Source organism: Egibacter rhizosphaerae (assembly GCF_004322855.1).
GTDB classification, from domain to species: Bacteria; Actinomycetota; Nitriliruptoria; order Euzebyales; family Egibacteraceae; genus Egibacter; species Egibacter rhizosphaerae.
Genome location: NZ_CP036402.1, coordinates 2,019,419 through 2,039,604, shown reverse-complemented (window position 1 = coordinate 2,039,604; position 20,186 = coordinate 2,019,419). Strand labels below are relative to the sequence as shown.

17 protein-coding genes are annotated in these 20,186 nt (G+C 73.1%); 9 read left to right on the top strand and 8 right to left on the bottom strand.

Annotation, left to right across the window (positions count from 1 at the left end):
* Positions 1-113 precede the first annotated feature (113 nt).
* The 5 genes from ER308_RS09500 to ER308_RS09480 all read left to right on the top strand — a co-directional run bounded on the left by ER308_RS09500 (position 114) and on the right by ER308_RS09480 (position 6,774).
* A complete protein-coding gene (locus ER308_RS09500; protein ID WP_131154760.1) occupies positions 114-1,172 on the top strand; it encodes a potassium channel family protein in 1,059 nt (352 codons plus the stop codon).
* Between the two features lie 32 nt (positions 1,173-1,204).
* Complete coding sequence (locus ER308_RS09495; protein ID WP_131154759.1) at positions 1,205-2,119, top strand: DMT family transporter; 915 nt, start codon at positions 1,205-1,207, stop codon at positions 2,117-2,119.
* 341 nt (positions 2,120-2,460) lie between these two features.
* Complete coding sequence (locus ER308_RS09490; RefSeq protein ID WP_131154758.1) at positions 2,461-4,125, top strand: putative glycoside hydrolase; 1,665 nt, start codon at positions 2,461-2,463, stop codon at positions 4,123-4,125.
* A gap of 46 nt (positions 4,126-4,171) precedes the next feature.
* Positions 4,172-4,642, top strand: coding sequence for a flavodoxin family protein (locus ER308_RS09485; RefSeq protein WP_420826252.1), 471 nt, complete (start codon positions 4,172-4,174; stop codon positions 4,640-4,642).
* A 125-nt stretch (positions 4,643-4,767) separates the two neighbouring features.
* Positions 4,768-6,774 carry an elongation factor G gene (locus ER308_RS09480; protein ID WP_131154756.1) on the top strand — a complete coding sequence of 669 codons (2,007 nt, stop codon included), beginning with the start codon at positions 4,768-4,770 and terminating at the stop codon, positions 6,772-6,774.
* Positions 6,775-6,842: 68 nt separating this feature from the next.
* Here ER308_RS09480 and ER308_RS09475 read toward each other — a convergent pair whose 3' ends face one another.
* On the bottom strand, positions 6,843-9,038 hold the full coding sequence (locus ER308_RS09475) for a cell wall-binding repeat-containing protein (protein WP_131154755.1): 2,196 nt from the start codon (positions 9,036-9,038) through the stop codon (positions 6,843-6,845).
* 234 nt (positions 9,039-9,272) lie between these two features.
* Between ER308_RS09475 and ER308_RS09470 the strand changes: the two genes are divergently transcribed.
* Positions 9,273-10,184, top strand: coding sequence for a YihY/virulence factor BrkB family protein (locus ER308_RS09470; RefSeq protein WP_165491948.1), 912 nt, complete (start codon positions 9,273-9,275; stop codon positions 10,182-10,184).
* On the opposite strand, the gene ER308_RS09465 is transcribed toward ER308_RS09470, so the two are convergent.
* Entirely contained in the window at positions 10,113-10,859 is a 747-nt protein-coding gene (locus ER308_RS09465; protein WP_165491947.1) for a TSUP family transporter, read from the bottom strand. The genes ER308_RS09470 and ER308_RS09465 overlap by 72 nt on opposite strands.
* A 118-nt stretch (positions 10,860-10,977) precedes the next feature.
* Between ER308_RS09465 and ER308_RS09460 the strand changes: the two genes are divergently transcribed.
* The 3 genes from ER308_RS09460 to ER308_RS09450 are packed head-to-tail and all read left to right on the top strand — an operon-like array spanning position 10,978 to position 13,516.
* Positions 10,978-11,922 carry an ABC transporter ATP-binding protein gene (locus ER308_RS09460; RefSeq protein ID WP_131154752.1) on the top strand — a complete coding sequence of 315 codons (945 nt, stop codon included), beginning with the start codon at positions 10,978-10,980 and terminating at the stop codon, positions 11,920-11,922.
* Between the two features lie 8 nt (positions 11,923-11,930).
* On the top strand, positions 11,931-12,713 hold the full coding sequence (locus tag ER308_RS09455) for an ABC transporter permease (protein WP_131154751.1): 783 nt from the start codon (positions 11,931-11,933) through the stop codon (positions 12,711-12,713).
* Positions 12,710-13,516 carry an ABC transporter permease gene (locus ER308_RS09450; protein ID WP_131154750.1) on the top strand — a complete coding sequence of 269 codons (807 nt, stop codon included), beginning with the start codon at positions 12,710-12,712 and terminating at the stop codon, positions 13,514-13,516. Before ER308_RS09455 ends, ER308_RS09450 begins: the two co-directional genes overlap by 4 nt.
* A gap of 106 nt (positions 13,517-13,622) precedes the next feature.
* On the opposite strand, the gene ER308_RS09445 is transcribed toward ER308_RS09450, so the two are convergent.
* The 6 genes from ER308_RS09445 to alc all read right to left on the bottom strand — a co-directional run bounded on the left by ER308_RS09445 (position 13,623) and on the right by alc (position 20,177).
* A complete protein-coding gene (locus tag ER308_RS09445) occupies positions 13,623-15,275 on the bottom strand; it encodes an HNH endonuclease (RefSeq protein WP_131154749.1) in 1,653 nt (550 codons plus the stop codon).
* A gap of 114 nt (positions 15,276-15,389) precedes the next feature.
* Positions 15,390-15,968: a DUF488 domain-containing protein gene (locus ER308_RS09440; RefSeq protein WP_131154748.1), complete on the bottom strand. Its 579-nt coding sequence runs from the start codon at positions 15,966-15,968 to the stop codon at positions 15,390-15,392.
* Positions 15,969-16,096: 128 nt separating this feature from the next.
* On the bottom strand, positions 16,097-17,374 hold the full coding sequence (locus ER308_RS09435) for a DUF6986 family protein (protein ID WP_131154747.1): 1,278 nt from the start codon (positions 17,372-17,374) through the stop codon (positions 16,097-16,099).
* On the bottom strand, positions 17,371-18,270 hold the full coding sequence (gene pucL, locus ER308_RS09430) for a factor-independent urate hydroxylase (protein ID WP_131154746.1): 900 nt from the start codon (positions 18,268-18,270) through the stop codon (positions 17,371-17,373). Before pucL ends, ER308_RS09435 begins: the two co-directional genes overlap by 4 nt.
* A gap of 3 nt (positions 18,271-18,273) precedes the next feature.
* On the bottom strand, positions 18,274-18,609 hold the full coding sequence (uraH, locus tag ER308_RS09425; protein ID WP_131154745.1) for a hydroxyisourate hydrolase: 336 nt from the start codon (positions 18,607-18,609) through the stop codon (positions 18,274-18,276).
* A 23-nt stretch (positions 18,610-18,632) separates the two neighbouring features.
* A complete protein-coding gene (gene alc / locus ER308_RS09420; protein WP_131154744.1) occupies positions 18,633-20,177 on the bottom strand; it encodes an allantoicase in 1,545 nt (514 codons plus the stop codon).
* Between the last annotated feature and the right edge of the window lie 9 nt (positions 20,178-20,186).

Genomic DNA, 20,186 nt, shown 5'->3' with positions numbered 1-20,186 from the left:
CTCGCAGGCTCGGGCATCACGTGGCCGCCCGGAGCCGCCCGGACTCCCGGGGACGGTATCGTGGGGCGCTGTCACCCAGGGTGGTGCGAGTGCGTCGTACCCATCGAGAGGCCATGAGCGAACCGACCGAAACCGCCACCGAGGACGTCCGCTCGCGTCCCCCCGCCCGGGAGTACACGCCGATCATCCGCCTGCTGCGGCGGCTGCTCTTCGCGGCCTCACTGATCCTGTTCGTCGCGATCGTGCTGTACGCGGGGCGGGGCGGGTACGTCGACGAGGCGGGCGGGACGATCGGTGTCATCGATGCGCTGTACTACGCCTCGGTCACCGTGACCACGACGGGGTACGGCGACATCGTGCCCGTGACCGACGGTGCCCGAATGGCGACCGCGCTGCTGGTGACGCCCGCGCGGATCGTGTTCCTGTTGCTGCTCGTGGGGACCACCGTCGAGCTGCTCACGTCCCAGTGGCGCGAGGACCTGCGCCGCTCACGCACCCGCCGCAGGCTGCGTGACCACTACATCGTGTGCGGCTACGGGACGAAGGGTCGCGCGGCGGTCGAGGCGTTGCGCGAGGACGGGGTTGCTGACCGGCAGGTCGTGGTGATCGACATCGATGCGGATGCGGCCGAACAGGCCCGCCACGACGGGTTCACGGTGGTGAACGGCGATCCGGCGCGCGTCTCGTGCCTCGACGAGGCGAAGGTCCGCGAGGCGCGCGGTGTGATCATCGCGACGAACCGCGACGACACCTCGGTGCTCGCGACGCTCACCGCGCGTGAGCTGAACCCCGATGCCCGGATCGTCGCCGCCGTCCGCGAGGAGGAGAACGCGCACCTGCTGCGCCAAGGCGGCGCCGACGCGGCGATCACCACCGCCGAAGCGTCCGGCCGGCTGCTGGGGCTCACGACGAGGAGCTCCTTGGTCGGTCGGGTCGTGGACGATCTCCTGCACACCGCCGAAGGGTTCGCGCTCTCCGAGCGCGAGGTGGGAATACGGGAGGTCGGCTGCGCGGTTGACGCCACGGAGGGCCAGCGCACGCTCGCCGTGGTGCGCGACGGAGAGCTCCTGCGGTACGACGACCCGCGCCTGGGTGCGCTCCGCGAGGGCGATCGCGTGCTCGGCCTGCCCGACGAACGTGACGGTGCGCGCTCCCGCGACCGTCAGGGTTGACGCGCCCCGGCGCGGGAAAGGCCGCACGGTCCATGTCCGACGGTGCCCCCCGGCCCCGCCTCCTGCAGACGTCCGCGGGACGGCTGTCGGAGGCCTTCGGCGCCCCCGAATGGGGGTTGCTCACGGCGCTCGCGTTCATGTGGGGCTCGTCGTTCCTGTTCATCGACATCGGTCTGGAGGCCTTGCGGCCCGGGGTCGTGACCCTCGCCCGCGTGGCGCTGGGTGCCGCCGCGGTCGCGCTGGTGTCGCGGGCCCGCCGCCGCGTGGCCCGCGAGGACCTCCCGCGCGTCGCCCTGCTGGGTGTGGTCTGGATCGGCATCCCCCTGACGTTGTTCCCGATCGCCCAGCAGTGGGTCGACTCCTCGGTGGCGGGGATGATGAACGCGGCGATGCCCATCTTCACCGCGGTGTGGGCGACGGCACTGCTGCGGCGCCTGCCCGGCAGCCGCCAGGTCGTCGGCCTGCTGCTGGGCTTCGTCGGTGTCCTCTCGATCATGTGGCCGGGGCTGGGCGACGCGGACGCCACCGCGCTCGGCACCGCCCTGCTGCTGGTGGCCGTGTGCCTCTACGGGCTGGCGGCGAACCTCGCCGTGCCGCTGCAGCAGCGCTACGGCTCGCTGCCGGTGCTGCTGCACGCCCAGGTCGCGGCGCTCGTGATCGTGACACCGCTCGGTCTCGTGCAGTTGCCGGGCTCCGAGTGGGCGTGGGGTTCCGCGCTCGCGATGGTGCCGCTCGGTGTGCTCGGCACCGGACTGGCATTCGTGCTGATGACCACGCTCGTGGGACGTGTCGGGGGGCCACGGGGCTCGGTGGCGATCTACTTCACCCCGATCGTCGCCATCGTCCTCGGCGTCGCGCTCCGCGGTGAGCCGCTGCACGCGACCGCGCTCGTGGGCACCGCCCTGGTGCTGGCCGGTGCCTGGCTGGCCTCGCGGCGCGAGACGTAGGCTCGGTTCGCGCGGTCACCGGACGGCCGGTCCCGGGTTCGACACGACGCCGATGGCCGCCCGGGAGGCGGGCGCGGGGGCGCCGTCCACGCGCGTCGGGATCGATCGAAAATCCTGTTCCCAGTGCCCTCGCGGAGGGGTGACGAGCAGTAGGCTGCGCCACGTGTCCATGCCGCCGCGGCCCTCGGGCCGGGGGCCAGTAGAGGATCGCGTCGCGGTGGCACGGATGAGCCAGGGTCGGACGGTTCGGGGATCGTCGGTCAGGGGGTCGGACCGCGGTGCCGTCGCGAATGATTGACGAGTACGAGGGTGCCTTGGACGCATCGGGGAGCACACGGATCATGCGGGCAGCCCTCATCGGCGTGCTGTTGGTCGGTGCGGCCGCAGCGATGGCGTGGTGGTGGAATGCCGGCGCGACCGACGCGCCACTCGACGTCGGCACTGGGGGCGAGGGTGAGGCCCCGGACAGCGATGAGGCCGGCGTCGAGCTCGCCCTCCGCGGCCTCGACGACGGGGACGTTGTCACTGCCGAGGATCTCGAGGAGGGCCTCGACGTCACGGTCGTCGGCGAGCCGGCGGAGCGCGTTCAGCACGCCGCCGTGCGTCGCAACGGCGCGCGGCAGCACCCGTTCGACGAGGACGGCGAGGTGCCCCTGGACCTCGACCGCATGCCCGAGGGCGAGCAGGTCATCGAGGTCGAGGTGCCCGAGACCGAGGACGCCCCCGCAGCCGAGGCGTCGTGGTCGTTCACGCTCGACACGCGCCCCCCGCCCCTGCGGCTCGAGGACCCCGACCTCGCGGTCGGGGACGAGCCGGTCGGGATCGCTGGTTCCACGGATCCCGACGCCGAGGTGGAGGTGGGTGGCGAGCCCGTCGAGGTCGACGAGGACGGCGAGTTCGCGACCGAACTCGAGGTGCCACAGGACGGGGCGGCCACCGTCCACGAGCTCACGGTTACTGCGACGAGCGAGGCCGGCAACACCGCGACCGCAGAGGCCGAAGCGGCCTGGGTGCCCTCACGCAGCGACGTGGAGCGCATCCGCGGCGTGCACGTCTCGCCGCACGGGTGGGCGAGCGACGAGTTGCGCGAGGGCGTCCTCACCCTCGCCGAGGAAGGTCGGATCAACACCGTCGTCCTGAGCCTCAAGGACGAGGGTGGTCACGTCGGCTACGACACCGACCTGGAGCTCGCGAACGAGATCGGCGCGAACCTCGCGGTCTACGACCTCGACGACACCGTCGCTGAGCTGCACGAGCGTGGGATCCGGGTGGTGGGGCGCATCGTCGCGTTCGCCGACCCGACCTGGGCGCCGCACGCCTGGGAGAACGGCGATCGTGATGTCGTGGTCCAGCGGCCCGAGGGCGTGATGCACACCGGCAGCTACGACGGCTTCACGAGCTTCGCCCACGAGGACGTGCGGCAGTACCAGATCGATCTCGCGGTCGAGGCGGCGCGAGCCGGGGTCGACGACATCCTGTGGGACTACATCCGCCGTCCCGACGGGCCCTTGGACGAGTACCACTTCGGGGGCCTCGACGAGGACACCACGCCGTCGGAGTCGATCGTCGACTTCCTCGAGGAGGCCGACGAGGCGATCGCACCGTACGGCACGAGCCACGGCGCCTCCGTCTACGGGATCGCGGCGACCCGGCCTCACGAGATCGCGCAGGACATCCCGGCGATGTCCGAGCACCTCGACTACGTCGCCCCGATGGTCTACTACAGCCACTGGGGGCCGGGGGAGTTCGACGTGAGCGACCCGAACGCCGAGCCCGGGCTGATCACCGAGCGATCCCTCGAGGAGTTTGTCCGCCTCGCCGAGGAGCAGGGCGACTCCCACGTGGTCGCGTGGTTGCAGGACTTCCAGCTCGGCGGGCCCCACGGCGAGTCCGAGGTACGCGCGCAGCTCGAGGCCGCCGAACGCGCCGGGGTCGACGAGTGGATGATGTGGAACGCGAGCGTTCGCTACACGCGCTCCGCGTACGACCCGCTCGAGGAGGACTGAGCCCGCACCGTCCGCCTCCTTGCTGGCGGCCCGATCGCCTCGCACTCTGGCGGGCATGGCCCGGTTACTGATCGTCCACCACACGCCGTCCCCGGCGACCCAGGAACTGTTGGAGGCTGCCGTCGAGGGGGCGAGCGACGAGCTGCTCGAGGGGCTCGAGACGGTCGTCCGCCCGGCCCTGACGTGCAGTGAGGTCGATGCGCTCGAGGCCGACGGCTACGTTCTCGGCACGCCCGCCAACATCGGGTACATGTCGGGAGCGCTCAAACACTTCTTCGATCGAATCTACTACCCGTGTTTGGAGGCGACCCAGCGACGCTCCTACGCGGTCTACGTGCACGGGAACCTCGATACGACCGGTGCGGTGCGGGCGGTCCAGTCCATCGCGGGCGCGCTGGAGTGGCGCGAGGTGCACGAGCCGGTGGAGATCATGGGGCAGCCCGGGGAGGCGGAGCGCGACGCCGTCCGCGAGCTCGCAGGCACCGTCGGCGCGGCGCTCGAGACCGGTCTCGCGTGAGGGCGACGGCCGCGCAGCTCGCCGATCCGCGGGGCTGACGGTCGGGTACGAGGGTTCCGCCTCGCAGCCGGGCGGTCTACCCTTGGTGGTCCAACGCGTCGTCATCCGCACGCCCCGGGGGCCACATGTCGACGAACCGCTCGGCGTACCGGACGCTGTTGCTGATGGGCCACGGCGGGACGGGCAAGACCGCTCTGGGTGAGGCGCTCCTCGAACTCGAGGGCGGGGAGCGTGGCCGCCACGGCGTCCTGGACCACGAGGTCGAGGAACGGGAGCGCGGACATTCGCTGAGCCTCGCCGTGGCGAGCCTGCCGTGGCGCGAGCGGGTCCTCACGATCGTCGACACCCCCGGCGGTGCGGAGGCACTCGGGGACGCGTTCGCCGCTCTGGCCGCCGCGGACCTCGCCGTGTTCGTCGTGGATGCCAGCGTCGGCGTCCAGGCCCAGCACGACGAGCTCTGGGCGGCGTGCGACGAGCTCGCGATCCCTCGCCTGCTCTGGTTGAACAAGTTCGACCTGCCCCAGGCCGCGTACCAACGCAACATCGAGGCGCTCCGCGAGCGCTACGGCAAAGCGCTCGCTCCCGTGCACATGCCCATCGGGGTGGGCGACGACTTCACGGGGGTCATCGACCTCCTGCGCTTCGTCGCGGTCGAGCGACGAGACGGCCAGCGCGTCGAGGTCGACGTGCCCGATGAACGTCGCGAGCAGGCCGAGCGCAACCGCGAGCTGCTGGTCGAGGCGATCGTGGAGAACGACGACGCCCTCCTCGAGCGGTACCTCGAGGGAGAGACGCCGGGTACCGAGGAGCTCGCCGCGACCTTCGCGACCGGCATCGCCGGCTGCGGGTTCTTCCCGCTGCTGTGCGGCTCCGTGGCGACACCGATCGGGGTGCGGTGGCTCGCGGACTTCGTCGTCGACGAGGGTCCCGCCCCGGAGATGAGCGGGCCGGCCACGGCGCGCGTCATCAAGACCCACACCGACCGGTACGTCGGTCGGGTCAACCTCGTGCGAGTCGCGAGCGGCGAGTTGACCGCGGAGACGACGCTGCAGGTGGCCCGTACGGGCGCGACCGTCAGGCTCAACCACCCAGCGCGCCCGAAGGGGGCCGAACAGGAGCCGATGAAACGTGCGCCCGCTGGCGCCATCGTCCGCTACAACAAGCTCGAGGACGTGCGCACCGGGGACCTCCTGCATCCCGCGGGCGAACCCGTCGATGTCGTGGAGGTCCGCGCCCCGCGCCCGCAGCACCGGACCGCGATCGTGCCGGCCGCGCCCGGGAGCGAGGATCGCCTGGCGATGGCGTTGAGCCGCCTCGCCGACGAGGATGCGGCCCTCGAGGTCGAGCACGATCCCGACACGGGACAGACCGTCCTGTCGACCTACGGTCCGGAGCACTTCGCCGTGAGCCAGGCCCGGCTCGCCCGCAAGTTCGGCATCGACATCACCGAGGAGCCCCTGCGGATCGCCTACCGGGAGACGCTGCGCGCGACGGCCCGGGCCGTCGGGAAGCACGTCAAACAGTCGGGGGGCCACGGGCAGTACGGGATCGCCGAGATCGAGGTCTCGCCCCTGCCGCGGGGCGAGGGGTTCCGCTTCAGCAACGAGATCGTGGGAGGCGTGATCCCGCGGCAGTACATCCCGAGCGTCGAGAAGGGCATCGTCGAGGCAATGGCCCGCGGCGTCCTGGCCGGGTATCCCGTCGTGGACGTCGCGATGCGGCTCCTCGACGGCAAGCACCACTCGGTGGACAGCTCGGACATGGCCTTCCAGGCCGCGGGGTCGCTCGCGTTCCGCGCCGCCGCCGAGAAGGCGGGGCTCGCCCTGCTGGAGCCGATCATGCACGTCGAGGTGACCGTGCCGGGCGACCTGGTCGGAGACGTCATGGGCAACCTCTCGGCCCGCCGTGGCCGCATCCAGGGTTCCGAGCAGATCCCGGGGCCGGGACCTGCGCTCGACCGCACCCGCGTGCACGGGTTCGTGCCCCAAGCGGAGCTGACCACGTACGTGCCCGAACTGCGCAGCCTCACGCGCGGCACGGCGCGGGTCGACATCGTCCACGATCACTACGATTTCGTGCCCGAGCACCTCGGTGCCGGCATCGCCGCGCGTGAGGGGGCCGCGATCGGTTGAGCGCGACTCGCGCTCGCGGCGCGACGCGCGTGGGGACGGCCAGTCGGCCGCCCCCACGGCCTCCGCCGCTACTCGCAGCCGGCGCCGTGCAGCCGTGCGGTGCCGGCGCGCAGGATGTCCTCGCTCAACGCCGCGGGGCCGCCGTAGGCGACGGCCGTGTCGCCGACGTCGAGGGTGTCACAGACGTACTCGCCGACGCCGTCTTGCAGCGCACTGCTCGGGGTGAGCAGCACCGGCCCCCCGGCGGCCGCAGCGTTCGGCCCCCCGGCGAGGGCATCGGGGAACTCGTCGCTGCGAGCGAGGCCCACGAAGTCCGGGTCGTCGAAGAACGCCTCGGCGACCTCGAGCGCGGTCTCGTGCCGGGTCTCGCCGACCAGCGCCTCGGCGTCGGGGTGCGCCTCGGCCGCTGGACCTCCGATCGCCCACTGCTCACCCTCGTTCTCGACGAGGTAGTCCTGCACCGCCTCGGGCGGCTCCTCGGGGCGGGTGAGGATCACCGCGGCGTCCGTGTGTCCCGCGGCCGCACCCGCGGCGATGGCGTCGGGGAAGTCCTCGCCGGTGGCGATCAGCCGTGTCGAGGGGTCGTCGAGCTCGGCCGCGACCTCGAGCGCGGTCTGGTACCGCGTGGCCCCGGCGTGCCGTTCCACGTCGACGTCGAGCGCCTCGACGTCGGCCTCGACCTGCTCGGAGAGCGCGGCCGTGCCACCCAGCAGGCGCACGGTCGCGTCGTCGAGGACGCGCTCGAGCTCGTCGGCGGTCTCGGCCGACAGCTCGTTCGACGCGCTGAGCAGCAGCGGCCCGCCGACCGACTCAGCGAGCGGCGCGCCGGTGAGCGCGTCGGGGAAGTCGTCCGCGCGGGCGAGCACGGCCCCGTCGGCCGCGCCGTCGTCGAAGTCGTCCCGCGAAACGGCGACCGCGGTCGCGACACGGTCCGCGCCGGCGATCCGGGTGGCCGGGTCGGCGACGCGCACGCCCAGCCCGTGGAAGTCGCTGCGCTCGAACTCGTCCTCGTCCTCCTCGGCGGGGTGGACCGTGTCGATCGGTTCACCGGTTTCCCCGTCGAGCACCGAGAACCCGGGGTTCTCGCCGAACGCGACGTGCGCCGCGCCCGAGATGGGGTTCGGGCCACGCAAGGACACGTAGAAGTGCTCCCCGTCGGGCGAGAAGTCCACGATGTCGGGCGTACCCCCGGTGTCCTCGATCTCGTCGACGATCTCGTCGGTGTCGGTGTCGACGACGACGCCCTCCCCGGTGCCGCGGTTGACCTGCCAGAGCGCGTCACCGGCCGGGTGCAGCCGGACGCCGTGGGCGTCGACGCCGCGCACGTCGTCGCTGGCGGCGATCAGCGAGTGGTCGCTCGTATCGAAGACGTACCACTCGCCGGTCTCGTCCTCCTCGACCCCCGCAGCGGGGTCGTCACCGTCGATCGGGGTGCCGGGGTCGCCCCAGTTCGCGTAGATCTTCTGCCCGTCCGCGGAGCGGGCGAGGCCGCAGTTCGCCTTCACGTCGTCGCGCTCGAACACCTCGACGATCTCGGGCTCGTCGGCGGCGATGTCGACCACGACGAGGCCGCCGGCGCCCGGCCCGAGGGTGAGATAGGCGTACTGCCCGTCGGCGGTGTACTCGTGGCAGACCGGCGTCGGGACGCTCTCGGCGTCGTCGGGGATCTCCTCGATCTCGTCGAACCCGTCGACGCGTGCGCCTGCGCCGCCGCCCTCGACGTCGGCGAACTCGGCGAGCCACGGTTCGGAGTCGAGTACGTCCAGCTCGCGGTCGACCGCGAACTCCTCGGCGTCGAGGTCGGCGGTGATCTCGCTGAAGGTCGCCTCGTGGATGTTGGCGACCCAGATCGACTCGTCCCCCGGCGCGAACGAGGCCATGTGGGCTCCCGCGCCGGTCTCGATCGTCTCCACGACCGCACGGTCATCGGTGCGGATGATCGACACGGTGCCCGAGGCGGTGCTCGCGACGACCGCGTACTCGTGGCTCGAGTCGAACGCGATCATGTGGGGGGTGGTGACGTCGTCCTCGTGGCCCTCGAAGTCGATGACGTCGCCCTCGGCGAGGTCGGGGTCGTGGACGTGGATGCGGTTGAGGTCCTCGCCCTGGTCGAGCGCCCAGATCTCGTGGTCGGAATCGGCCGCGTCGTCGGCGGTGGCCGGCTCGGCGCCGAGCGCGACGGCCGCGCCGACGGCGCCGAGCGCGAGCACCGTGACCGTGGCGCGCCGGCGGATTCCCGGGGCCGGCAGTGTCCTGGCAAGCATGGGTCTTCTCCGTTGATGATGGCGAGCGCGGGGGCATCGGCCTGCGCGGTCCCGACCCGATGCGCACCCCGCCGGGGCATGGCGCCGGATGCACCATGCCCGCGGCGGTTCGTCGGCTCCAGCGCGCCGATGGTGGATAGCTGGAAAACACGGTCGGGACCGACGGGGCCTCAAGTCCTGCACAATGCGGAGTGAGATGACCGCTCCATGCGGGTCGCGAAGCGAGAGAGGGACATGATCCGAGCGACCCTGCGCGCCGCCCGCGACGTCGACCTCGTGCACCTGGCGTCCGCGGTCGCCTTCCGGATCGTGCTCGCGTTCTTTCCCGCGCTGCTGGCGGGCGTGAGCGTCCTCGTCCTCGTTGTGGACGGGGCGAGCGTCGTCGCCGTGCTCGAGCGGATCGAGGTGGTCCCGGCGCAGATCGTGGAGATCGCGGAGCAGCCCATCGCGGACGCGGTGGATCGTGCGCGCGCCGGTGCCGGGGGCGCGATCGCGCTCGGCACGCTCATCGGTCTGTGGGCGGCGACCGGCGCCGCGGCCGCGCTGGGACGGGCGCTCACCATCATCCGTGGGGTGGACCCGTGGCGGCGCGGGCTGCGTCGTCTCGGAGCGGCGCTCGTGCTGGTGGTGATCGGCGCGCTCGCACTCCTCGCGTTGCTCGTCCTGCTCGTCGTGGGTGAGGCCGTGCAGGAGTTGTTGTTGCCCGGACAGCTGCCGGCGTGGGCCACCCCGCTGGGCACCCTCGTGCGGGTCGCGGTGGCGGGAGCGGTGACCGCCGTCGCGGTCGCGGCCGCCTACCGCATCGCTCCCGACGCTCCCCCCGTCGATCGCCGCCTCGTGACGCCGGGCTCCCTGTTCGCGGTCGGTGCGATCCTGCTGCTCTCCGCGGTGGTGGGGCGCGTGGTCGGCGGGGGTCTCACGCTGAACCCCACCCTCTCCGGGATCGGCAGCATCGTCGCGGCACTCATCTGGTTGCAGGCGTGCTGCGTGCTGCTCCTGCTGGGCGCGCTGATCGACGTGCTGCGGGCCCGACGCGAAGGGCCACCCCCGGAGCCCGGCCTCGTAGCGGCCCGCTCAACCGCCGAGGCCGCGAGCGATCGCCAGCACACCGCCGATGGCGGCGAAGGCGAGCACCGCAAGTCGTAGCCACCCTCCGTCGAGCCATCGCCGAAGCGGGCGACTGACCGCGAAACCGGCAAGCAGCGCCGGCAGCAGGACCAACGCGAGCAGGGCGTGGTCGAGTTGCAGACGGCCGGCCACGGACAGACCAGCGAGGGACAGTAGGGTGCCGATGAAGAACAGCGCGGCCAGGGTGCTCCGGACCTCGGGGCCCGGGCGATGCTGGTAGAGCAGGGCCACCGGCGGCCCCCCGATCGCCGCCGTCGTCGCGAACAATCCCGACCCGGTGCCCGCCAGCAGGCGGGTCGTGCGTGTGACCGGGACCCGGGGGCGGGCGACGTTGAGCGCGACCACCCCCAGGATCACCGTCCCGAAGAGGACCTCGAGGAGGGCTTCGGTGACGGCCAGTAGCACCACGACGGCGATGACGGTGCCCACGAGGCGGCCGGCCAGCAGCGCGGGGAAGCCGTCACGATCGATCGCGCTGCGCTCCCTGCGCGCCGTCAGCGCGGTCAGCGCGACCGCCAACAGCAGCGGGGTCGCCGGCAGGGCCGTGGGCGCGAGCAGCGCGAGCGCCGGCACGAGCACGATCCCGAACCCGATGCCGACGGTGCCCTGCACGATCGCCGCGCAGGCCACCACGACGCTCACTGCGACGACGCCCAGCGGGGGAAGCCCCAGCAGCGTGGGATCCTCGGGCACCCGTCCTCCTCGGAGCGTGGGTCTCATCCGAAAGGGCGAGCCTAGCGAGGGGGCGCACTGCTAGGCTCGCACGCCGGCCGTGGGCTGTTGGAACGGGTTGGTTCGAGAAGGGGGGCTCGTGCCGCGATCGACGGGGGAGGCTGCGCGCGGCGACGCGATCTCCGCGCGCGGCCTCGAGAAGCGGTATGGCGACCTGGTCGCGGTCGACGGCATCGACGCGGACGTGTTCCGGGGGGAGTCCTTCGCCTTCCTCGGTCCGAACGGCGCGGGCAAGTCGTCGACGATGCGGATGGTCGCCGCGATGTCCCCCCGCTCCGGCGGCGACCTGCGGGTCCTCGGTGAGGATCCGGACACCGACGGCGAGGCGATCCGCGCGCGCCTGGGCGTCGTGCCGCAGGAGAACAACCTCGACCCGCAGCTGACCGTCGAGGAGAACCTGCTCATCTACGGCCGCTACTTCGGCCTTCCGCGCCGCGAGTTGCGCCCGCGGATCACCGAGCTGCTCGAGTTCGCGGAGCTGACCGATCGCCGCGGCGCCAAGGCGGAGTACCTGTCCGGCGGCATGAAGCGGCGGCTGGTCATCGCGCGGGGTCTGGTCAACCGTCCGGACCTGATCCTGCTCGACGAGCCGACGACCGGGCTCGACCCACAGGCGCGCAACCTCCTCTGGGACCGGCTGCGGCGGCTCAAGCGCGGCGGTGCGACGCTCATCCTCACGACCCACTACATGGACGAGGCCGAGCAGCTCTGCGACCGGCTCGTGATCATGGACCACGCCCGGATCGTCGCCGAGGGCACCCCGGCCGAGCTGATCGCCGTGCACGCCGGCCGCGAGGTCGTCGAGCTGCACGTCCCCAGCGACGAACTCGACCGGACGGCCCTCGACGGGCTCGTCGAGACGATCGAGGTGCTGCCCGACCGGGTGCTCATCTACACCGGCGACAGCGACAAGACGGCCGCCGCACTCGTCGAACGTGGCCTCGCCCGCGCAGGGATCTTCGCCCGCCGCGCGAGCCTCGAGGACGTCTTCCTGCGGCTGACCGGCCGCACCCTGGTGGACTAGGGGCTTCAGTGGCCGCCACGCTCGCTCCCGCCCTGCGCGTCCTCGAGGGCCGCGCGATCGCGGCGCGCCGAACCTTCCGCAGCGTCGTGGTCAGCAATGCCGCCAACCCGCTGCTCTACCTCCTCGCGGTGGGCTACGGGGTCGGCGCGGTCGTCGACCCCGGCGAGGCCGCGGGGCTGCCCGGCGGCTCCTACCTCGCGTTCCTCGCGCCGGGGCTGATGGTCGCGGTCGCGATGCAGCTCGCCGCGGCCGAGTCGCTCTGGCCCGTGATGGTCGGCCTCGAGTGGCAGAAGACGTACCACGCGACGATCGCCACGCCCGTGCGGCCGCGCGACATCGTGCTCGGCCACCTCGGGTGGGTGATCTGCCGGGCCGTGCTCGCCGGCGCCATCATCGGAGTCGTGATCGTCGTTTTCGGCGTGATCGAGCCCCTTCGGGCACTCGTGGCGATCCCCGTGGGGGTGCTCGTGGCGACCGCCTTCGCGGGTCCGATCGCGACGTTCACCGCGCTCGTGCGCAACGGCGAAGCGCTGACCACGCTGTTCCGGTTCGCGATCATCCCGCTGTTCCTGTTCAGCGGGACCTTCTTCCCGATCGACCGGCTGCCGGACGCCGTGCAGCCGATCGCGGCGGTCTCCCCCCTCTGGCACGGCGCGGAGCTGGCCCGCCTGGCCGCGCTCGGGGCCCCGACGACCTGGCCGGCCGCCGCGCATCTCGCCGTGCTGGCCGGCCTCACCGTCGTCGGTGGCGTCGCGGCGGCTCGGGTGGTGGGGCGGGTGTTGCGCCGATGAGCGCATGGCTGGTCCACACGCTGAAGCTGCGCGAGGGCGGCGGGCGGCACGTGCCGCTCGTGCTCGAACGCAACGCGATGTTCTACCGCCGGTTCTGGCCGGTCATCCTGACCGGCTTCTTCGAGCCGGTGTTCTACCTGCTCGCGATGGGCCTGGGGCTCGGCGCGCTCGTCCCGGCCGTCGAGGGTCCCGACGGCCGGGCGGTGGAGTACCTCGCGTTCGTCGCGCCCGCGCTGCTCGCGGTCAGCGCCATGAACGGGGCCGTCTTCGAGTCGACGGTCAACACCTGGGTGAAGCTGCGGTTCTGGAAGACCTTCGACGCGATGCTCGCGACGCCGCTGCGCCCGCTCGACATCGCCATCGGCGAGGTGACCTGGAGCCAGCTGCGCGGCCTCATGTACGCGGGGGCCTTCCTCGCGATGGCGGCGGCACTCGGCGGGATCCCGTCGTGGTGGGCGCTGGCTGCCCTGCCGGCGGCAATGCTGGTCGGGTTCGCGTTCTCGGCGCTCGGCACGACCGTGGCGACCTGGATCCGTGACTGGCAGGACCAGGAGCTCGTGCAGGTCGTGATCCTGCCGATGATGCTGCTGTCGGCGACGTTCTTCCCGATCGACGTGTATCCCGAGGCCGTCCAACCGCTGGTGTGGCTGTCACCGCTGTTCCACGGCGCGGCCCTGTTGCGCGGCCTCACGCTCGGGGTCCTCGAACCGGTCCTGCTCGTGCACGCGGGCGTGCTCGTGGTCCTGACGCTCCTCGCCGGCGTCGTCGCCGCGCGCCGCTTCGAGCGGTTGCTCAAGCCCTGATCATGCGCGCGCGGCGCGCTCGAGTGCGAGGTCGCGGTTCGGTCGCCTTCGCGACGCGCGTGTGCCCCGCGCACGGGTGGGTGCGCGGGGCGGGGGTGTGTGGGGGTTAGAAGGGTGGCGGGTCGTGCTGGTCGGGTTCGTGGTTGTCTTCGGGGTTGTCCTGGGGCGGGTCGGGTGGGTCGGGCGGTGGTTCGGGTTCAGGAGGGGCAGGTGCGGGTTCGAGTGGGGTGCCGGGCGGCAGGCTGTGCCATTGGCGGTCGCCGCGGCGGATGGTGAGTTGTCCTGAGTCGGGGTCGAGGGTCAGGTGCCAGTGGTGGTGGTGCACGCGGGTGTGCCATCGGCGTGAGAGCGCGACGAGGTTGTCGGGGTGGTGGTCGCCGCCGGCGGCGCGGGCGGTGAGGTGGTGCAGGTCGGTGTGGCCGATGGGGTCGCGTGAGCCGGGCAAGCGGCAGCCGCGGTCGCGGGCGCGCACGCTGGTGCGGGTGGCGGCGGGGATGTGGTCGGCGGCGATCTTGTCGGTGACCGCCAGGGGGCGGGCGCCGTCGAACACGACCGCGCGCACGTCGCCGCTGGCGGCCAGCGCCTCGATGGTGGCCGCGGACACGCGCGGGTATCCGCCGCGGGTGTTGAGTTCGATGCGTCCGTCGGCCAGGCCGAACAGTTGCGACAGTTGCACGTGGGCGATCACCAGCGGCCGCGCGCGCCGTCCCGCCCCTGCGCCCGCAGGCCCGGCAGAGCTCGCGCCCGCAGCCGAGCCGCCGGCGGCGCCCGCAGCCGAGCCGCCCGCGCCCGCACCGCCCGCGTCGTCGGTGCCCGTGCCGGTGCCCGAGCCGCCCGCAGGATCCGCGCCGTTGGGGTGGTTCGTGGTGCCCGCGCCGTTGGGGTGGTTGGGGGTGGCCGCGGCGGCGCGTTCGGTGTCGCTGGCGCCGGCGAGGTAGTGGCTGGCGATCGTGGTGAGCGCATCGGCGTAGGCCCGACCCCGCCGGGTGGGCGCCACCCCCTCGGGCAGGCCCGCACCCGCACCCGCGCCCGCGTCGTCGTCGTCGCGGTCGTCGTCGTGGTGATGCGCGTGGTCGCCGTCGTCGTTGGTGGGGGTGCCCGCGGCCGCGTCGAGCGCGTTGATGATCACCGCGCCGGCGAGAGCGTCGCAGTCGCCGAACAACTGCACGCGCCCGTCCAGGCCCGGCTGCAGTTGCAGGTAGTTGCTCGCCCGCGCGCGTTGGTCCTGGCGCGTGGCCGCGCGCTGCTCGCGGCAGTCAGCGACCGCGTCGGCGACCGCGTCGACCAGCCCGTCGGGGTCGTAGCCGTCCACGCCGCCGCGCGCGGCGATGGTGGCGCCGATGCGCTCGTCCACCGTCGCGCGCGCCGCCCGACCCAGCCGGCCCAGCCCGCCGGCGACCGCGCGTGCCTGCGAGTACGACACCTGCCCCTGCTCGACCAGCCCCGCCAGCACCGGCATGTCGCCCAGCACCTCACCGATGCCCACCAGCGCGCGGGCGTCGCGGCCGCTCCAGCGGACCGCCAGCGACACGAACCGCTCCAGCGGCAGCCCTTCCTGCTGCTCGCACACCCCGCTGCCGGCCAGCCGGCCGGCGGCGATGACCGCGCGCGCCAGGGCGGCCTCGGCCTGCTCCAGCGCCGCCTCGAGTGCTGCGAGGTCACCCCGGGTGCCCGCGGTGGTCTCCACCGGCCCGCCGCCGTCGCGGCCGTCATCGCGCGAGCCCGGCGGTGCTTGGTGCAGCGAATACCTGTTCGACATACCCTCATAATACCCGCCACCTATGACAACCCACCGACCCACACCAAATCTGTGGAAAGATCCAGGCAGTGCTCCGAAATAGCGATACTTCGCCGGATGACGAGGCTCGAGCCCTCACCCTGCTGTCGGGTTCGTCCCGGGGAGCGGCTGGTCGGCCCCGGCGTCGTAGACCACCCGTTCGCCGAGTTCGTCGAGCCGGGCGCCGGCGTTCAGTCGATGATCCTCCCGACTCCCATCGTGGCGTAGATGTCGGACCTCGAGGCCGCGCACGAGCGCGACGTGGTCGCCGATCATGCGGCGGTGGCAGCGTGACCAGTCGCCCTCCGCGCACATGATCGCTACGGGCCCCTCCCGACCGGAGGCCAGTAGCTCGTCGAGTGCCGCTCGGAACTCGGGCGACTCCATGTGGTCGGCGTAACCGCGGAACTGCGGGTCGGTGAGCGCGTGGTGGGGGGAGTCGTCGCGAGGTTCCCGCCGACCCCCGAGTCGCTCGTCCCAGCGGTAGCTGAGTTCGTGCCCCTCGAGCGTCGCGGCGAGCGTCGGACGGTTGAACTGCGGGTTTCGGCGGCTCGATGGCATGCGGCGGACGTCGACGAGGGTCGCGACCCCCGCAGCGACCAGCAGCTCCGCGAAGGCCTCACCCGACAACGTGCCGTGGCCCACGGTCAGTAGGCGCGGGTGCGCTGGTCCCATGCCGTCGTCCAAGTCCACGTCAGGGCCGGAATCCATTCCCCGGATGGCCCAGCGAGAGTGCGGGCCAGCGGGGTCAGCCTATTGTGCGCAGGCCGTCGCGTCGCGGGCGGTCGTCGAGGTCCGTGCCCCTACCCGATGGTCGCCGGCCGCGGTGCGACCGCACGGCCCGTGCGCTCGCGGACCAGCTCCGGTGTTGCCGCACCGCAGTCGACCGCCCACTGCACCCGTGCGGCGATGGTCGCGATGGTCGCGGGCTCGTCGAGGACCCCGCCCCCCGCGTCCCCCGCGTCCCACCGCGCGAGCCGATCGAGCGCGTCGTCCAGGCCCGCGAGCGCGTGGGTGAACACCGCCGCGTACCGGCTCACGAGGTGCGAGGGGTGCAGATCCCAGCCCTGCGGCACCCCCTGCGTGAACGCGCGGCGCACCGCGGCGGCGTGCCGCGCCCAGACGTGGTGGACCTCGGCGGCGCTGTCGCCGGCGGGCACGGCGTTCACCGAGCCGTCCGAGATGCGCACCTCGCCGCCCGCGAACGTCGCGACCATGAGGTGGCGCACGAGGTCGCAGGCGGGGTGGTCGATGCGCTGCTCCTCGGGGGGTAGCCCCAGCCCGGCGCTGTAGTCGTAGACACCGAGGTGCGCGCCGCACAATCGCCCGTCGGCGGCCTCCCGCAGGTCGCGCAGCGCGACGCGTCCGTCCGGGCCGAGCACCGAGGCCGTGGTCTCGATCTGGGCCTCGAACACCAAGCGCCCTTCGGGCAGCCCGTGCGCGTGCTCGAGCGCCTCGAGCGTGTCCACGAACGCGCGGACGTGGTCGGTCGCCACGATCTTCGGGAAGGTGATCGTGAACCCGGCCGGCAGTGCGCCCGCGGCGTCGAGGAGCGTGCCGAGGAACCGGTCGAGTGTCGCGACGCTCCGGTGGGCGAGTCCGTCGGCGAACGCCTTCACGCGCAGCCCCACGAACGGCGGCGCGCCGAGCTCGTCGCTCATGGCGGCGACCGCGGCCGCGGTCCGCTCGGCGTCGGCGTCCTCGGTCCCGTCGTCCCGGCGGCCGTAGCCGTCCTCGAAGTCGATGCGCAGGTCCTCGACGGGCTCGGCCGCGAGCTTCGCGGCGGTGCGTGCGCGTACCTGCGCGGCGACCTCGAGCCCGTCGAGTCCGTCGAGCCGCGGATCGGCCACCGCGTCGGCCAAGGCGCGGGCGTCGGGCGCGTGCGCGTCCAGCAGGCGCGCCGCCTCCTGCCCGAGTTCGGCCGGGGTGCGCGCGGTGACGCGGTCCCCGGGCACGTAGTACACCTCGACGGGCTGGCGGGTGGCCGGTGCGCCGGGCCATCCGCGCCGGTGGGCGTCCTCGGCCGAGGGCACACCGGCGAGGAGACGCGCGACCTCGTCGTCGGACAGGCGCGCGGTCACGCCGGCTCCGCCCTCGCGGCCGAGGGTCCGTCGCGCGCGATCGTGCCCTCGATGACCCCGTACGGGCGGTCGGTGACGACGAACACGTGGTTGGGGTTGTCGAGGCCGTACGGCTCGAGGTCGGCGAGGATGTGGTGCTCGTTGGGCATGCGGAACGAGATCCACGTGAGCTCGTCGTGGGCGGCGAGCGCTGCCTCGCCCATCTCGTACAGCGTGTGCTGCACGGATTCGCTCTCGTCGTGGGTCGCGAACCGCGCGCAGAACGTCGCCGGGACCTCGTCGAGCAGGCGCTCGTGCTCGGGCGCGGCGTGGTCGGCCACCAGCGGGTCGACGTAGCCCCACGAGGCCGCGACCGTCGTCGCCATGATCCGGTCGCGGGTCTCGGGCAGCGTCGTGTACTCGTCTTTGATGTAGCTGTCGAACGCCGAACCGGTGGTCTTGAGCACCCGCACCCCGTCGGCGCCGGCCGACACCGTCGGCGCTTGGCCGCGTGGCTGGCGGATCGTCGTGAGCTGTCGGCCGCCGGGACCGGGGCGGAACGTGTGGGTGTGTGGCGCGCCGTCGACGGCGAGGCGCTCCCACGGCAAGCGCGCGAGGTCGACCCGTGCGTGCGACGCGGCCGGGCAGGCCTCGAGCAGGCGCTCGGCGATCCGCGAGCCGAGCGTCGCCGGCGACCGCGCGCCGTAGTGGCGAGCCAGCGCGTAACACGTCCCGCGCATCGTGTCGGTCGTTAGCACCGGCGAGTTGTCACCGCGGGTGTGCACGGCCTCGAAGTCCCCCTCGAGCCGGACATCGATGTCCAGGTCGCTGAAGACATGCCGGTCGCCGTCGCGCTCGACGGTGGCGAGGCGGACCCCGGACTTGCCGAAGCGGTCGGATGCCAGGTGGACGGACACGGGTTAGCTCCCTCGATAGGTGCTGTAGCCGAAGGGGCTCAGCAGTAGCGGGACGTGGTGGTGCTCGTCGGGCGCGGCGATCTCGAACGTGACGGTCACCTCGGGCCAGAACGTCTCGCGGCCGTGCGCGGCCGCCCACGCGCCCGTGGCGAAGGTGAGGCGATGCACGCCGGCGGTGAGCTCCTCGCGGCCGAGGAGGTCGCCGATGCGGCCGTCGTCGTTGGTCTCGCGGGTGGTGAGATGCTGCCAGCCGTCGCCGTCACGGCGCTCGCAGGTCACCTGCAGCCCGGGCGCTGGGCGGCCGCGGGCGGTGTCGAGGACGTGGGTGGACAGGCTCAACGGTCGGCCTCCTGCTCGGTCGGCTACGTGCGGTGGTCGTGGTCGGCGTGGTCGGCGAGCGGCGGGCCCTCGACCAGTAGCCGGTCGAGGCGCAGCCGCGTGATCTCGGCCTGCTCTCCGGCCGCGACGCGCAGCTCGGTCTCGGGGTCGTTGGCGAGCCGCTCGCGCAGCTGGGCGAGCATCTCGTCGGCCGAGCGCCCCGCCGCGCGGATGAGGAACACGTGGCCGAACTGCTCCTCGTAGGTGCGGTTGCCCTCCTCGAGCGCGGCGATCGTGTCGTCGCTGGCGGAGGCTGCGCCGGCCTGCTCGGCCTGGGACCACGGCGCTCGCGTGCGCTCGCCGATGCGCGGGTGCGCCGCGAAGGCCTCGAGCCAGTCGTCGGGCCCGCACGCCCACCAGGCTTCATCGGCGGCCTCGGCGAGCGCCTCGGGGTCCGTGAACGGGCGTCGCGCGGCAACGGCCCGCGCCCACGTCGTTGACGCACAGCAGGCCCGCAGCGCGGCTTCGGCCCGTGACGGCTCCAGCGCGTTCAGTCGGGCGAGCCCCGCGCGCCGCCAGCCGTCCTCGGTGACCGGTCCGAGGGCCCGCAGGCGCGCGACGCCACCGTCGGGGTTGATGCGCAACCGCAGGTGGGTCGCGGGCGGCACGTCGGTGACGGCGAACCCGTGCCGCTGGTGCGCCTCCAGCGGGCGCGGGGCGAGGATCTCGGTCCACGCCTCCTCCGGCGGAGGGCGCAGGGCCCGACCGTCCGCGGCGGGCGGCAGCAGCTCGGGGGCGTGGGCGACGTCCACGGCGGCGCGGGCCGGGTAGTTGCCGACGAAGTGGGTCGTGTCGAGCTCGACACGCTCGACGATCCCCGTGGTCGCCAGAGCCAGGACGGCCCAGTCCTCCGCGTCGAGATCGCCGCGTCGGCGGCGGGTCTCCCACCCGTCGCGCATGTCGTGCGGCAGTCCGGGCGCGATGAGGTTCTCGGGGGAGGAGAAGCGCGCGTCGCTCGTCGTCAGCGGGTGGCCCCCGTTGGTGGCGGCGGCGAGGTCGAGCCGCCCACCGCCCCACGCCGCGGCCACGAGATCGGGCAGCGGCTGGCCGTGGAGGCGGAGCCGCGCGACGCCGCCGTCGGGGTGGATCGTGAACCGCACGTGGGTGACCCTGCGCAGCGTCTCGACCGGGAGGCGCTGAGCGGTGTCGCCGCTGACCGGGACGTGCTCGAGCAGTGGGAACCAGTCGGCGTCCGGGCCGGGCGTGCCGCCGGTGACCGCGCAGCCCTCGAGCGTGACCGCGGCGGGATGGTTGCCGGTGAAGTGCGTGGTGTCGACCAGCGCCGTCTCGATCACGCCCGGCACTCCGAGGCGGACGATGCACCAGTCGTCCGGGCCCGAGCGCCGACGACGGCTCTCCCAGCCGTCCATCACCTTGCCGCGCTCGGTGTAGGCGTCCGGGTCGAAGCGCGGCGGGCGTGGGTCGAGCAGGCGCTCCTTGGGGGCGAAGAAGTCGTCGCTGCCGTCGACGACGAGCCCGCCGAGGCGGCGGGCCGCGAGGTCGGGCAAGGGAGGCGCGTCGTCGGTCATGTGGCGTAC

Bases quoted from the DNA above. Each gene is read 5' to 3' on its own strand.
- ER308_RS09450 (WP_131154750.1), top strand. From the start codon at position 12,710: ATGAGCGCATGGCTGGTCCACACGCTGAAGCTGCGCGAGGGCGGCGGG.
- ER308_RS09475 (WP_131154755.1), bottom strand. From the start codon at position 9,038: ATGCTTGCCAGGACACTGCCGGCCCCGGGAATCCGCCGGCGCGCCACG.
- ER308_RS09495 (WP_131154759.1), top strand. From the start codon at position 1,205: ATGTCCGACGGTGCCCCCCGGCCCCGCCTCCTGCAGACGTCCGCGGGA.
- ER308_RS09440 (WP_131154748.1), bottom strand. From the start codon at position 15,968: ATGGGACCAGCGCACCCGCGCCTACTGACCGTGGGCCACGGCACGTTG.
- ER308_RS09470 (WP_165491948.1), top strand. From the start codon at position 9,273: ATGATCCGAGCGACCCTGCGCGCCGCCCGCGACGTCGACCTCGTGCAC.
- ER308_RS09490 (WP_131154758.1), top strand. From the start codon at position 2,461: ATGCGGGCAGCCCTCATCGGCGTGCTGTTGGTCGGTGCGGCCGCAGCG.
- ER308_RS09480 (WP_131154756.1), top strand. From the start codon at position 4,768: ATGTCGACGAACCGCTCGGCGTACCGGACGCTGTTGCTGATGGGCCAC.
- ER308_RS09500 (WP_131154760.1), top strand. From the start codon at position 114: ATGAGCGAACCGACCGAAACCGCCACCGAGGACGTCCGCTCGCGTCCC.
- ER308_RS09445 (WP_131154749.1), bottom strand. From the start codon at position 15,275: ATGTCGAACAGGTATTCGCTGCACCAAGCACCGCCGGGCTCGCGCGAT.
- alc (WP_131154744.1), bottom strand. From the start codon at position 20,177: ATGACCGACGACGCGCCTCCCTTGCCCGACCTCGCGGCCCGCCGCCTC.